Source organism: Cyclobacterium plantarum, assembly GCF_011290685.1.
In the GTDB taxonomy this organism is placed as follows: domain Bacteria; phylum Bacteroidota; class Bacteroidia; order Cytophagales; family Cyclobacteriaceae; genus Cyclobacterium; species Cyclobacterium plantarum.
The window spans coordinates 438,836-453,799 of sequence record NZ_JAANYN010000004.1 but is presented as its reverse complement, the minus strand read 5'-3'; the positions used below and the strand labels follow the sequence as shown (position 1 = coordinate 453,799).

Here is a 14,964-nt window from a genome sequence, read left to right as displayed (position 1 = left end):
AAAAGCAAATAGCAGGCAACAGGCAAAGAAATTTTTACCACATGACTTTATTTGCGGATGATTGAACAGACATTTCACTTAGATCAAATCGAGAATTTCCAAAATTCTGTTCAGATCGCTGGTGGAGTGGAAAGGAATTTTTATTTCACCTTTATCCTTCTGATCTGCCTTTAAGGAGACCTTGGTGCCAAAATGGGAAGCAAGTTTCTGTTGCAGTTTGTTGATCTCGTATTTTTTTACCGGATCAGTGTTGGACTTGGATGCAACTTCCTTTTTTTCCTTGCCTTCACTCAAATCTTTTACAAGGGCTTCTACTTTCCTTACACTAAGCTCCTCGGTGATCATTCTCTTGAAAATGGAAAGTTGTTTATCCACATCTTCAATATTGATCAGGGCTCTGGCATGACCCATGCTAATCTTTTGGTCCCTGATTCCCGCCTGAATATCAGGTGGCAATTTCAACAACCTGAGGTAATTGTTTACAGTAGTCCGGTTTTTACCGACCCTGTCTCCCAGCTGCTCTTGCTTCAGGTCACACTCAGATAAAAGCCTCTGGTAGGAATGGGCAATTTCCAGGGCGTTTAAATTTTCCCTCTGGATATTTTCAATCAGTGCCATTTCCAGCATTTGCTGGTCATTGGCCAGCCGGACGTAAGCAGGAATTTTATCCAAACCTGCCATTTTTGAAGCCTGGTACCTTCTTTCTCCGGATATAAGCTGGTATTCATTTTCTGCCAGCTTCCTAACCGTAATGGGTTGAATGATGCCCTGAACGGTAATGGATTCCGCCAATTCCTCTAGTGCGGTTTTATCAAAATGAGTTCTGGGTTGAAACGGGTTTACCTGTATCTGTCCCAGGGGAATTTCGAAAATACCAGCTATGGGATGGTTTTCTCCACTCTCCCCTTTTTGGGGAGAATCCTGCAACAAAGCACCCAAACCTTTTCCCAATGCCCCTCTTTTCTTGTTAGTTTTACTGACAGCCATTTTTTGTATTATATTCAATTAACCTTAGCCATTCCATTTTTAGTAGCTATTTCATTGGCCAGGTTCAGGTAGGCCACCGCACCTTTTCCGGTGGCGTCAAAAGCCACAACCGGCATACCAAAACTTGGGGATTCACTTAATTTTACATTTCTTGGAATAATGGTTTCAAAGGTCATGTTTTTAAAATGCATTTTAACCTCATCTACCACCTGGTTGGAAAGCCTTAACCGGACATCATACATTGTAAGGAGAATGCCTTCTATCTCCAGATCCTGATTGAGTCTGGTCTGAATGATCTTGATGGTATTCAATAGCTTGCCCAGGCCTTCCAATGCAAAGTATTCGCATTGAACAGGTATTATCACCGAATTGGCTGCTGTTAAGGCATTGATTGTGATCAAGCCCAGGGAGGGTGAGCAATCAATGATGATAAAATCATATCGTTCCCTGACTTTACTGATAACAGCTCTCATTTTTTCTTCCCTGTTTTCCAGGTTAACCATTTCGACTTCTGCTCCTACCAAATCAATATGGGAAGGAACAAGGTCCAGGTGGTCAATTTCGGTTGAAATGATAATCTCCTCGATTTCATTTTCATTAACCATACACTCATAAATGCTGGTATCAATGCTTTTAGGATCATACCCTAATCCAGAAGTAGTATTGGCCTGGGGATCTGCATCGATCACCAGCGTCTTGTATTCCAAAACAGCCAAACTGGCCGCCAGATTCATGGCCGTAGTGGTTTTACCCACTCCTCCTTTTTGATTGGCAATAGCAATTACTTTTCCCATTATTTCTTATAGCGTAATACTTTCCCCTATTTCAGGCAAGAACAATTTTTTACCGGCTTTTTCAGCCAATTGTTTTGCCTCTGATTTATTGATCCTGATGTATGGAAAGGTGTCATAGTGCATTCCTATGATTTTATCCGTACCGACAAAATCCGCTGCCTTGATGGCATCCTTAATGTCCATCGTAAAGTTATCTCCTACAGGCAATACAGCAAAATCTATGTCAAATGAATCTGCAATTAATTTCATGTCATAGGTAAGAGCGGTATCCCCGGCAAAATAAAAATTTCCCTGGTCGGAGGAAATGACAAATCCTCCCGGATTTCCACCACTGGACCCATCCGGCATGGTACTGCTGTGAATGGCATTCACATATTTTACAATTCCAAAATCAAAAGCCTTACTTCCCCCATGATTCATGGGATGCACGTTTTTAATTCCCTTTTCCTGAAACCAGGTAATGATTTCAAAATTGGATACCAACATGGCAGAACTGTTTTTTGCAATCCTTTCCACATCAGCCACGTGGTCTTCATGTCCATGGGTAATTAAAATATATTCCGGATTTATTTCATCTACATTGATAGCCGAAGCCAGTGAATTGGGTGAAATAAATGGATCAAATAATATTTCAATTCCTTTAATCCTGGTCATAAAGCTTGAATGACCAAAATACTTGAGTTCAATCATATAAATTTGATTTTCCTTTTCCTCATGGCTTTACAAATATATCATTTAAATCGGAACTATGGACAGCTACTTTTCCACATCAATTCGTGGAAAACTCATGAATAATTATTGATAAGTCGCTTAGGTGACCTGTAATTACCCAATCACAGCCGATTTATGAAGATGAAAAGGACTCCAAAGGAGGCATGAAATCAAGCCTAAAACAAGCGTCACAGAAATATTTGATTATCCAAACTGCTGTGATTCATCAAAATCAGCTTCTGCTCAGGTTTTCCTGACCTGCTGTGCGGTACAAGGTACCGCCGCTTTCAGACAATTAAACCCATTTGAAACCAATCAAGCCCTGATTCTCGAAGCAAAACAGCTTACTTTTGCTTGCCTTTTCTTTTTTTAGGTTCGGTCTTTTTATTTTCTGCTGCCTTCATGGCTTGCTCAATCCTCATTTGAAACTTGGATTTTTTCTTATTGGCATTTTTAGCTTTGCTCTCTTCAACTTTTTCTCTGATTTTGCTATCATCTACAAATTGCTTGATCAATGCCTGCTGTCCAAAGGTGACCATATTGGAAACGAAATAGTAGAAACTCAAAGCCGCCGGGAAAGAGTTCAACACAAACATGAAAACTACCGGCATGATGTAACCGATGTTTTTCATGGGGCCTTGGGCTGTTGTCAGCTGATTGTTAAAATGTGTGTACGCTATCTGTGAAAGCGTCATTAACAGGGTAAAAAGACTGACATGAGACCCATAAAACGGAATGGTAAAAGGCAGGTTCAAAATCGAATCGTAAGTAGAAAGGTCATGGGCCCAAAGGAAAGATTCCTGCCTCAATTCTATGGAATTCGGAAAGAAGAAGAACATGGCGAGCAAAAAAGGCATTTGCAGAACCATGGGAAGGCAACCACTTATGGGACTGACGCCAAGCTGTGAAAAGAGTTTCATTTGCTCTTGCTGCATTTTGGTCTGATCATCCCCGTATTTCTCCTTCAATTCGTCAATTTCAGGTTTTATAACCCTCATTTTGGCCATTCCTATATAGGACTTGTAAGTCAATGGCAAAAGAAACAGCTTAATGATAAAAACAATCAGGATGATGATTACCCCATAATTATCAAAAAATTTCTCCAGCCAGTGGAAAAGGTTGACAATAATGTATTTGTTTACCCAACTTACAAAAACATAGCCCATGTCCACATTATTGTCAAACTCAGGGGTGACTTGTTTGAGGATTTTATAATTGTTCGGTCCAAAATAGTAGACCACTTCCTCATTCATGGGCAAAGAAAGAGTTGCATACATGTTCTTCACCGAGGAAGCATCCAATGGGGTTTCCTGGGCCAGGTTTCCGTTGTTAAACTGATTTTCAGCTATAATGCCTGCTGTAAAAAACCGCTGCTTAAAGGCTACCCATTTCAAGGGCTCCCCTATTTGCTGGGCATCTTCTGAATCTCCTGTTGTCAGGTAGTCGTAATCTTCCGCAAGGGTGTAATAATTCATATACGTTTTCCTGCGCGACTCTTCCATGTCTTCTTCAAGCTTCTTTAGCTCGCTGCGCCAATTCATGGTCAGGATATCGTCCGAAACCATGGCATTCAATCCTTTGCCCTGTACAAGGTGACTCATTTCATATCCACTTGCAGGCAAGCCATAAATTCTCTCCAAACTACCGGATCCAACCCTGGCGGTAAAAATCAATTGATTGATCTCCACACCTTCTACTTCTGTGGTAGATTCTCTAACCTCGAAAAAGAGTTCATTCAAGCCGATTTTTCCCTGTCTGGTATTGATCTCATATTCAAGGTCTCCCGATTTCTGGTCAAACAATATCAATGGCTGCTGATCAAAAGTCTTAAATCCTTTAACCTCTACCTGTTGAATTTCTCCACCTTTATTGGAAAAAGTTACCTTAATATTCTCATTTTCTAAAGTAATGGATTCTTCCACTCCACTGGTAAGGCTTGAAAATTCTCCAAACTTTTGAAGATTTTCTTTGCTCTTAATACTATCCGTTTGATCATCCGCTTCAAATTCAGTAAAGTCATCCTCATCAGCTTCTTTGGACTGAACCTGGGTGGATTTAGAGGGCTGGGGTTCGGTAACCGGTACAGGGTCGCTCGCAAAAAAAAGTGAGTAAACCAATATTACCGCTGCGAAAAGAATTAGTCCTGTCGCTTGATTTTTATCCATGATATAATCGTTTATTTAATAGGCCTTTACACCTTGAACTGCTTATTTTTTTTATGATTTATTTTGCTTTTTATCGATCATCGCTTTGATAAACCGAACAAACAAGGGATGAGGATTCAAAACGGTACTTTTATACTCAGGGTGAAACTGGGTACCCACGAACCATGGATGGTCTTTGATTTCCACAATTTCTACCAATCCTTTATCAGGATTCTTACCGGAGGCAATCATACCGTGCTTCTCAAATTCTTTCAGGTATTTGTTGTTAAACTCATACCTGTGCCGGTGTCGTTCAGTAATCTTTTGCTTGCCATAAGCTGTGAAAGCCCGGCTTCCCTTCACCAATTCACATGGATATGAGCCCAACCGCATGGTTCCACCCATCTGGGTAATGTCTTTTTGCCCTTCCATTAGAAATATCACCGGATCTTTACAATCCGGTTTAATTTCAGTGGAACTTGCTTCGGCCAATCCCAAAACATTATTGGCAAACTCAATCACTGCTATCTGCATTCCAAGACAAATCCCGAAATAAGGGATTTGATTTATCCGGGCAAATTTGACCGCATCTAATTTACCTGCCAAGCCCCTGATTCCAAATCCGGGAGCTACCAGCACACCATCCATATCTTGAAGCTTTTTATCCACGTTGTCTTTATTTACCTCTTCAGAAGAGATCAAATGAAGATTAACCTTACACTCCAGCGATGTTCCTGCATGGATAAAGGATTCAATAATCGATTTATAGGCATCGGGGAGGGAAACATATTTTCCTATCAATGCCACATCCACTTCCATAGTAGGGTTTTTAAGCCTGCCCAAAAAATCCTTCCACTGTTCCAATTCGGTATTGGATTTGGAAGAAATCTTCAGTTTGCTCATGACCCTTTCATCCAAACGTTCCTTTTTCATCAGCAAGGGTACATCATATATGGATGTCGCATCCATGGCTTCAATGACACAATTCAACTGAACGTTACAAAAAAGGGCAATTTTCTTTTTTACGTCCGAAGGAAGATGGTGTTCTGTCCTGCAAACCAAAATATCCGGTTGCACTCCTGCTTCCAACAATTGTTTAACAGAATGTTGCGTTGGTTTGGTTTTCAATTCCTTTGCTGCAGAGAGGTATGGAATCAGTGTCAGGTGAATCACCAGAATATTATTCGGCCCCAGGTCCCAGCGAGCCTGTCTTACTGCTTCTACAAAAGGCAGGGATTCGATGTCTCCTACACAACCTCCGATTTCCGTAATGATGACATCATACTTTCCATCACGACCCAGCTTATAGAAATTATTTTTTATTTCATCCGTTATATGGGGTACCACCTGTACCGTTTTACCCAGGAATTCCCCTTTTCTTTCTTTTGTGATTACATTATTATAAATCCTGCCGGTAGTTACATTATTATCCTGGGAGGTGGTTGCATTCAGGAACCTTTCGTAGTGGCCTAAATCCAGATCCGTCTCGGCTCCATCCTCTGTGACATAACACTCACCGTGTTCATAGGGATTCAGGGTACCCGGATCTATGTTCAGGTATGGATCAAACTTTTGAATGGTTACGGAAATCCCTCTGGATTGCAAAAGTTTGGCAAGGGAGGCAGCAATAATACCTTTGCCGAGAGAAGAAGTGACTCCTCCTGTAATAAAGATGTGTTTAGCAGATAAACCCATAAGAACGCTTATATGAAATTTTGTTTATATTCTTATGGGATTCAAAATTAAGTAAAATAATTGACTTGGTTATGGCCAGACGGTTTAAAATTTTGGTGCCCAACCTAGGGCAAGTGGATCCGGTGAAATAAAAAGGATTTAACCTACGAAGTAGCAAAGGTTTACCTTATTAAAGAGATTTTGAAACAAATGGTAACTAATCCACTGTATTGATCAATGTACCGATCATATCTATATGAATTTTTATCACATCTCCGGACTTAAGGGTGAAGCTTTGGTCAGGAACGATCCCCGTACCTGTCATCAGAAAAGCACCTTTGGGAAAGGAGTATTCTCTGAAAAGAAACTCCACCAACTGATTGAGATCCCTTTTTATTTGGTCAATGGAAATGGCATCACTAAAAACCAGGTTACTTTCCCGAATGATTTCCAGTTTAATTTCTGAAGTTGCCGGGAGAGGGCTATCTGTGACAAAAATGCAAGGCCCCAATGCGGCACATCCATCATAAATTTTGGCCTGGGGAAGGTACAAAGGATTCTCTCCCTCTATACTCCTTGAGCTCATGTCATTGCCTATGGTATAACCGATGATTTTTCCTGAAGATGATACCATCAGGGTAAGTTCAGGTTCTGGTACGTCCCAGGTAGAATCCTTTCTAATCCGCACATTTTGCAAATGCCCTTTTACTCTTGGCCCGGTAGCTTTCATAAATAACTCCGGACGTTCTGCCTGATAAACCTTCTCATAAAATGTGCCCCCACCGCTGTCTTTGGATTCCTCCTGCCTGCCCAGTTTACTTCTGTAGTAGGTTACACCGCTGGCCCAGACTTCCTGATTCTCTACAGGAGGAAGCAAACCATTGGATATCCATTCATGGGCCTCTTCAGAGGGATCAGCATCAATGATGGCCGCTTCCATTTTTTGCAGCAGTTGATCATCATTGATAAAAGTATCCCAATTTTCATTTTTTAAAGTATATAACTTATGGGCATTTTCTATAACAATCCCTTGGGTGGTTCTATAAATTTTCATTTGCCGGGTTACATTTATTTTCACTAAATCATTATCAGGCTATCATCAAAGATACGATCAATACCAAAACAAAACCAGTAAGTGATATGATCGTTTCCAAAACTGTCCAGGACTGAAGGGTTTCCTTTTCTGAAATATCTAAATATTTTTTCACCAACCAAAAACCACTATCATTGACATGAGAAAGGATACAGGAACCTGCTGCTATGGCAATGCCTATCAATGCTTTCTGGGGATCTGAAATATCCATATCCATAATAATGGGAGCAACCATACCTGCTGCCGTCACCATGGCCACGGTGGCGGATCCCTGAATAACCCGAATGATCACGGCAATCAAATAAGCCATAACGATTGGAGCCACATTATAAGCGATGAATACCTCTGCCAAAGCCTCTCCTGCACCACTTTGTACCAGTATCTCCTTAAACATTCCACCTGCACCGGTAATGACAATGATCAAACCTGCAGGAGCCAGGGCTTTGTCTGAAAATTCCAATAATTGTTTGGCTTTAAACCCCTTTCTAAAGCCCAAAAAATAGGAAGCAATAAGGGTGGCAAAGGTAAGTGCAATAAATGGATGACCAACAAACTGAGCCAATTCAACCAAGGTGTTTTCCGGATCAAAATACCCCATGTCCAAAAGCATATCGGAGGAGGTGGCAATTAAAATCAGGAACAAAGGCAATATGATGATAAAAGCGATCATGAAAAAATCAGCTTTAGAGGCGACACTTTCCTTTTCATCCTTGAATTCAATGTGCTGTGGAACCGGCACAAATATTTTCTTCGAAATGTAACCTCCAAAGACCGGACCGGCCAAGATCGCACATGGCAATCCAACCAATACCCCAAATAAGATCATCCATCCCAGCGGAGCGTTGATAATTTCTGCCACAGCTACCGGCCCTGGTGTCGGGGGGATAAATGCATGGGTAACTGCCATTCCTGCCAGAAGTGGAACAGCAAAATGTAACAAGGATTTTCCGGCTTTGTGTGCCAGTGCATAGACCAGGGGAATCAATATGATAAAGCCTACATCCAAAAATACGGGTATGGATACGATAAAACCTGTAAGCATCAATGCCCAGGAAGTTCGCTTTTCCCCAAATCCTCGGATGAGGTAATGTGCCATGGTCTGGGCCCCTCCTGATACTTCAAGCAACTTTCCCAAAATAGCACCCAGCCCTACCACAATGGTAATAAAGCCCAAAATATCTCCCATTCCCTTTTGAAGACTACCAATCAATTCCATAAAAGGCATACCTGCCGCTAACCCGACAAAGCAACTGGCCAAAAGCAAGGAAATGAAAGCATGTACTTTCAATTTCATCACCAAAACCAACAAAAGTAAAATTGATAAAATAGTGATTGTTAAAAGGTAAATGGTCGGATCCATGGATATTTAGGGTCTTGGGTTTAATAAAAGATTACTGGGTAATATTTTTAACCTTTCGGGCTATCTGCAAATTTTTGATAGGCTGCGAAAAAAGATTTCAGGTGCCTGGTCAGACCCTCCCAATCTTGCTTTTGCAGAAAATTTTTGGGGACCAATGCACTTCCAACTCCTACGGCTCTGGCTCCAGCTTCAAAATATTCCTGAATGTTGTCTTCATTGATACCTCCGGTTGGCAATAGTTTGATTTCATTTAAGGGAGCCTGTATATCTTTGATATATCCGGGACCCATAGGTCCTGCCGGAAAAACCTTTACCATGGTAGCCCCCATCTGCCAGGACTTGTAAATTTCAGTTGGGGTAAAGGCGCCAGGGAAAACCGGGATTTTCTGGGCTACGCAGAAATTTATAACGTCAATATCTGAAATCGGTGTTACAATAAATTGAGCCCCGGCATCCAATGCCTCATGCATGTCATTCAAGTCGCAAATGGTCCCTGCACCAATATTTAACACATCTCCAAAAGCCTCAACCAAACGCGAAATATCCGCAGTTGCATTGACAGAATTTAATGTAATTTCCATGGTAGAAAGCCCTGCCGCCTGAAAACATGAGGCAACCTGCATCAAGTCATCACTATCGAGGTTTCGGAATATGGCTATAATCGGTGCTTTTTCAAAAGCTTCCCAGGAAAATGTTTTTCTCATGTTTACCTATTTGATTTAATATTTCTATTTGTCCATAGACAACAGCCTTTTCCACCATTTCAGGTGAAAGGACAGTTGAGGGAATTCCCATTACCTCCATTGCTTTTGAATAACTCCAGTGAAGCTTACTATCCGAACAAAGATACACAGGTCTCCGGATTTCATCTCCTAAAATACCAAGTTCGTTTCCAATCAACAAACCACTCAAATAATGATAATTCTCGAATTTGTTGTATTTGCCAAACAACTCTTTCGTCCTTACTTTAAAAAGTGCCGCCAGCAAATTACCGCTTCCACCATCCAATACTCCTTTTTCAAAAGCTTTTTCCATTTCAGGTGTCCTGGAGGAATTTTTTGAAACGCTTTTCGAAAGTATACTGGAGAAGGACATCAAATGAAAAGCCTCACCTGTCATAAAGGTTCGAAAATCCATTATTTTCTGATTGGCTACAAACAAATGTTTGGAATGCGTTCCGGGAAAGATAAAAATTCCACTTCCCTTAAAATCCTTCAATTGTCTGATAACACCGATCAGCTGGGTTTCTTCCCCACGCATCACATCCTCATCTGCCTGAACTCCGGAAAGTAAAAGTACTGGATGTTTAAAGGAAGCATCCGCTTTAAAAAAATGCAGGTTCATGGATTTCCCTCCAACATCAAAGGGCAAATTCGAATAGGGCAATTCCATTAGCCCAATGCTGGAAGAAGCCATGCCTGAACAAACTACCAATAATCCTTCCAGATTGAAATTTAACTGTTTGGAAAAGCCTTTTATGCCTTTTTCTAAAAATCTATAGAAATAATTACTCCTATCCAGGGTGGGGGCATCTTGCAGATAGGAAGCATTGATTGTCTGGACGCCATCTTCTGAACTGTATTCACCCAAAATGCTGGCATCATTTTGATTCACCAGACGCAGCCTGAAGGAACTGGTACCCCAGTCACAACTTAAAAATCTTTCCATTAAACCATGCGTATTTTTGGGTTTATCCAAAGTCATCTTATTTATAAAAACTAATGTCTTTGTATTTTATTTTTGAAATTAGGAAAATCAGGTGAAAATTAAATCAAAATCCAATAATTTTAAATTTAATCCGGGTTCAAAACCAGAATAGCGGATAGACATAAAAAAAACCAGGGAGCTTTTCCATATGAAAAGCCCCCTGGAAAATTAATCCAAAAAAGGAAATTAGGTTAACTTAATCGATCCTTCTCCTGCCATATATGGATCTGACCTGCTGTGACTTCCAAACTCCAACCTGCCACAATATCGTTTCAAATAGGAATCGTTTTCTGCCATTTTTAGGCTGAAATCATACCATCCATAACTGGAGGTAGTAGAGATTTTTACCGGTTTTTTCTTACCGGAATTTATTGAGATGAATTTATTTCCCTGATTGTAGGCATTATCCGATAAAATAAGTGATATAGGTCTTCCGGAACGATTCTCAAGTTCTAACAGAAAATGGCCCTTTTGCGATAGCCCATCTTCGGTTTTGTAAAATGTCTCGGTAGTCAGTCCTGTTGTCTCTTTATTTCCTTTAAACTCTCTGAAAAAGCCATTGGGTCCATAAACCAATAAATGATATTGATTTCCCTTAAAGGCCTGAATTGGCCAGTTATAAGACACCTGATCTCCTGCTTTTACGGCAAAGGACCATGTCTTGAAGTGGGTTATTTGACCGGTTAAACTATCCGTATAATGACCGGGAGCATAAACCAGGAATGGAGCTCCAAGCGCTTTCTTTCCAAACCTTCGGTTTGATGCCTGAAAATTAATAGTAATACCCCTTCCCTCGGGATCCACATTGCCATCCACATAAAGTTCATAGGCCAAAGCATTGGAAGGCTTGGTACCCTCCTCTTGTCTTGGAACCCATGGCGAGTCTAAAGGGTTTTGGTTTATTTGTCTAATTTCTTCCTCCTCAAGGGCCTTGAAATTATCGGGCAAATCCTTAAAACCTGCATTGAAAATTGCTTTTACATGGCTTTCCAGATTTACCAAATCCGGAAGATCAGTTTTTTCACCATTGTAGGGTCGGAATACCGAGGTTAGGTCACCGCAAATATTTCGTCTCCAAGAGCTGATATTGTCTTCACGAATCAGTTTACCTTTTTTATGGGATAAAAACTTTTCCAGGAATAGAATGGTTGAAGAGATATCACAAACTTCAGAGTTCACCCAACCTCCCCTACTCCAGGGTGAAGCCACAATCAAAGGTACCCGGTACCCCAAACCAACGGGGCTTTCTCTGGCATCCTCAGGCTGAATCCCGGGATAATTCAGTTCTTGCTCCAATGTTACAAATTCTCCTCTGGCATCTAAGTCCTTTGACATGCTGCCGCTGGAATCATCTCCGGGCTTTGGAGGCACAAAAGGGGGAACATGATCAAAATATCCATCATTTTCATCGTAGTTAAGGATAAAAATGGTTTTTTTCCAGACCTCAGGGTCTTTGGTTAAGATATCCAAGGCTTCGGATACATACCAGGCACCGTACCAGGGCGCACTGGGATGATCAGAGAAATTTTTTGGCGCCACCAAATAGGAAACTGTAGGTAATTCCCCTCTGTCCACATCCTTTCTGAATTCGTGAAAAATATCTCCTTTTGGAATCTTCGTCTCTCGATCCTGATCTCCATCTTTAAACCTCAAACTTTCAGTTTGGTGGTAATGAGGATCATTGATATTAGTGGTAAAGGCCCTTTGGTGCATTTCTTGCTCCCTTGGGCTAAGCCTGGCAAATGTTTCAGGATTAAATTGAGCAATGGCTTTTTCCACCTGAAGCAATGCCACTTTTTTCCGATCCAAAAACTTTTGAAGTTCTTCTTTGTCTGCATCCAAAGCTTTCCCGAGCGATGTTTCCAAATTGGCTATTTCTTCCGGAAGATGCTTTTTCTGATGCAGGAGGTATTCATAATGGCCAGGGGTATAACGTACCCCAAACTGCTTGAACCATTCCAGATTATTGTCTGTGAAATTGGCCAGCCAGGATTCATCTTCTCCTTCAAGCAAGGTATTTACACTTACTTCATTCTGATAGACTTTCCAGGAAATGCCATTGTCCTGCAAGAGGTCTGGAAAAGTTTTCCAATCCACTTCCTTTCCATAGGTATGTTCCCCGTTTCTCACCAAAGGTTTCTCATCAGGCTCACCTACAGATTTACCCGCCCAAAGGTAGTTTCTATTGGTTGTGGTGCCAGTGAGTGCGGCACAAAAATGCTGGTCGCAAACGGTAAATGCATCGGCAAAAGCATAATAAAAAGGAAGATCCTCACGGTCATAAAAACCCATGGTCATGGGAACATGACTGAATTCCTTTCTTCCAGGCCTTTTGGCCTCTATCCAGCCGTCATACTTTCCGCCATTTCTGGCATCTACCTGATTTTCCCAGGAATGGGGAATGGAACTCATCCATGTCGATTTAGTATCTTTGATGTTTAATCGGAAAGGGGCAAAAGTCTGGCCCTGATTATCTTTCTGTAGCCATACGAGGTTCTTATCCGGAAGCCGGATCGCCCTGGGATCATTATATCCCCTTACCCCTTTTAACTTTCCAAAGCAATGGTCGAATGATCGGTTTTCCTGCATCAATATCACCACATGTTCTGCATCCAAATAGGATGTGCCCATTTCTGGGTTAATGGCCATAGCCTTCTGAATGGTAGAAGGCAAGGTTCCCCAAAGGCCTGCCCCTCCGGTAAAAATGGCTGCCTTTTTTAAAAAATCTCGTCTGTTTTCATTCATAGTGATTGTAATTGAAATGGCAAGATCTTAAGCTTGGGAAATTGCCAGGTTTTTAATAATCAAACCTAAGGGAAAATAAACAATCTTCCCTTAGGCTCATGCTTTTAAGCTTATTCTACATCCCACCAAACACGGGTAGTAATTCTGTCTGCACCCTGGACACCGATGGCATCATCATAATTATCCCGATTTAAAGCCTGTATGCTACTAGGGTACATGAACCTCACCGGAACAGAATCGATAAATGCCGCAGGTCCAGGTTGTATTTCAGGAATCCCGGTCCTTCTCCAATCAAACCAGCCTTCAAGACCGTTGAAAAACAGGGCTAGCCATTTTTGGGTACCAATTTTTCTCAATTTTTCTTCCTGGCTACCTTCATAAATTACCTGATTCTGAGAAAAATATACCGGTGAGGGCTGTACCGCATCTGCCAGAACATTGAGGTTGGCGACTCTTAAGCGCTCTTCGTAATAATCGAATGATGCCCGCATTCCGTTTTCATAATACGTGCCGGCATCTCCTACCGAGATGTACCCTTTTTCCCTTGCCTCTGCCAAAATAAACTGCAACTCCGGATATCCCATCAATATGGTTTGAAAACCTACTGGGGAAGCAAATTCCGAACAGGTCAGACAGGAAAACAGTAATCCAACCCTGGAAATAAAATTCGATCCCCCCTTATTGGGATCACCAGAGGGAGAATAGCCATAAGCATTCTCATCGGCCAGGCCATTGGGTACTCCTGCATAATCTTCCGGTCCGCCAATAAGACCTGCACCGCTGTCATTTGTAGGTTGAAAGTAAGCAAACAATCTAGGGTCTTCCATATCTTTTAAATACCCTTCAATTGTGGTACTTAAACGGTATTCATCAAAGGAGCCAGACCTGGTGGTATACAGGTAATGTTGATTGGGTACATCCTGAAGGTATTGCAAGGCCGCGTTATCCGCATTGTTTTCAAATAAGGGAAATTGACCCGGATTACTGACAATGGCCTGCATGGCCGCAGAAGGGTCTTCCCTGTCAGAAAGCCGCATCAAAGCCCTTAGCCGCAAAGAATTCGCTAATTTTCTCCATTTCATAACATCACCTTGAAAAAGAATATCTCCTTCTATCCCCTCGGAAGAGCTACCCAACAGCTGATTGGCCCGTTCCAAATCAGCCAATATCCCATCATAAATGACATCTTGCCGGTCAAATCTTGGGTAATTGATCCCTTCCTTAGCACCTATGGCTTCGGAATAAGGCAGGTCTCCGTAGGCATCCGTCATAAAGGCATACATCAGAGACTTCATAACAAGAGCTGCACCTACGTAATTGTTCTCTCCCAATTCTCCGGAAATGATTACCATGTTGTTCACATCCCGCAGGGTATTATAAAAAACACTGTAAGGATTGCCTTCAGGTCCCCAGTTGTACCGGTCTTCGTTGGTAAACTGAATTTTTGCAGTGTATTGCATGACCACGTTTCCTATGCCCCAGCCTTTTCCAATGATTTCGGCAGCCGTGTTTCTGATAATGTTGGGCAATAAAAGAGAAGAGGAAACCGTCTCCGGACTATTGGGATTTCGGTTAACTTCTTCAAAATCCTTATCGCAACTGACTAGCCCCATAAACAGCAATAATGAGAGGGCGCTGAATAAATATTTATATGTCGATTTCATAAGTGTATATTTTGTGATTAAAGACCATTGTCTGCCTTTCGGTAAACAGGAGATTTCGCAGGTTTTATAGTTGTCTCCTTCTTAG

The 14,964-nt window shown here is 41.5% G+C and carries 11 protein-coding genes; all 11 read right to left on the bottom strand.

The annotated features are described in order from the left end of the window. Positions 1–78: 78 nt before the first annotated feature. A complete protein-coding gene (locus G9Q97_RS11945) occupies positions 79–987 on the bottom strand; it encodes a ParB/RepB/Spo0J family partition protein (RefSeq protein ID WP_166147104.1) in 909 nt (302 codons plus the stop codon). A 14-nt stretch (positions 988–1,001) separates the two neighbouring features. Then, on the bottom strand, positions 1,002–1,781 hold the full coding sequence (locus G9Q97_RS11940) for a ParA family protein (RefSeq protein ID WP_166147103.1): 780 nt from the start codon (positions 1,779–1,781) through the stop codon (positions 1,002–1,004). 6 nt (positions 1,782–1,787) lie between these two features. After that, positions 1,788–2,471: a metal-dependent hydrolase gene (locus tag G9Q97_RS11935; RefSeq protein ID WP_166147101.1), complete on the bottom strand. Its 684-nt coding sequence runs from the start codon at positions 2,469–2,471 to the stop codon at positions 1,788–1,790. A 365-nt stretch (positions 2,472–2,836) separates the two neighbouring features. Beyond that, a complete protein-coding gene (gene yidC / locus G9Q97_RS11930; RefSeq protein WP_166147099.1) occupies positions 2,837–4,657 on the bottom strand; it encodes a membrane protein insertase YidC in 1,821 nt (606 codons plus the stop codon). Positions 4,658–4,708: 51 nt separating this feature from the next. Next, entirely contained in the window at positions 4,709–6,331 is a 1,623-nt protein-coding gene (locus G9Q97_RS11925) for a CTP synthase (RefSeq protein ID WP_166147097.1), read from the bottom strand. A gap of 196 nt (positions 6,332–6,527) precedes the next feature. After that, on the bottom strand, positions 6,528–7,364 hold the full coding sequence (locus G9Q97_RS11920) for a fumarylacetoacetate hydrolase family protein (protein WP_166147095.1): 837 nt from the start codon (positions 7,362–7,364) through the stop codon (positions 6,528–6,530). A 34-nt stretch (positions 7,365–7,398) separates the two neighbouring features. Beyond that, a complete protein-coding gene (locus tag G9Q97_RS11915) occupies positions 7,399–8,763 on the bottom strand; it encodes a GntP family permease (protein WP_166147093.1) in 1,365 nt (454 codons plus the stop codon). A 47-nt stretch (positions 8,764–8,810) separates the two neighbouring features. Beyond that, a complete protein-coding gene (locus G9Q97_RS11910) occupies positions 8,811–9,467 on the bottom strand; it encodes a bifunctional 4-hydroxy-2-oxoglutarate aldolase/2-dehydro-3-deoxy-phosphogluconate aldolase (RefSeq protein WP_166147091.1) in 657 nt (218 codons plus the stop codon). After that, entirely contained in the window at positions 9,436–10,431 is a 996-nt protein-coding gene (locus tag G9Q97_RS11905; RefSeq protein ID WP_166147090.1) for a 2-dehydro-3-deoxygalactonokinase, read from the bottom strand. The genes G9Q97_RS11910 and G9Q97_RS11905 overlap by 32 nt, the downstream gene beginning before the upstream one ends. 225 nt (positions 10,432–10,656) lie before the next feature. After that, positions 10,657–13,215, bottom strand: coding sequence for a phosphocholine-specific phospholipase C (locus G9Q97_RS11900; RefSeq protein ID WP_166147088.1), 2,559 nt, complete (start codon positions 13,213–13,215; stop codon positions 10,657–10,659). Between the two features lie 110 nt (positions 13,216–13,325). Beyond that, entirely contained in the window at positions 13,326–14,879 is a 1,554-nt protein-coding gene (locus tag G9Q97_RS11895) for a SusD/RagB family nutrient-binding outer membrane lipoprotein (protein ID WP_166147086.1), read from the bottom strand. Between the last annotated feature and the right edge of the window lie 85 nt (positions 14,880–14,964).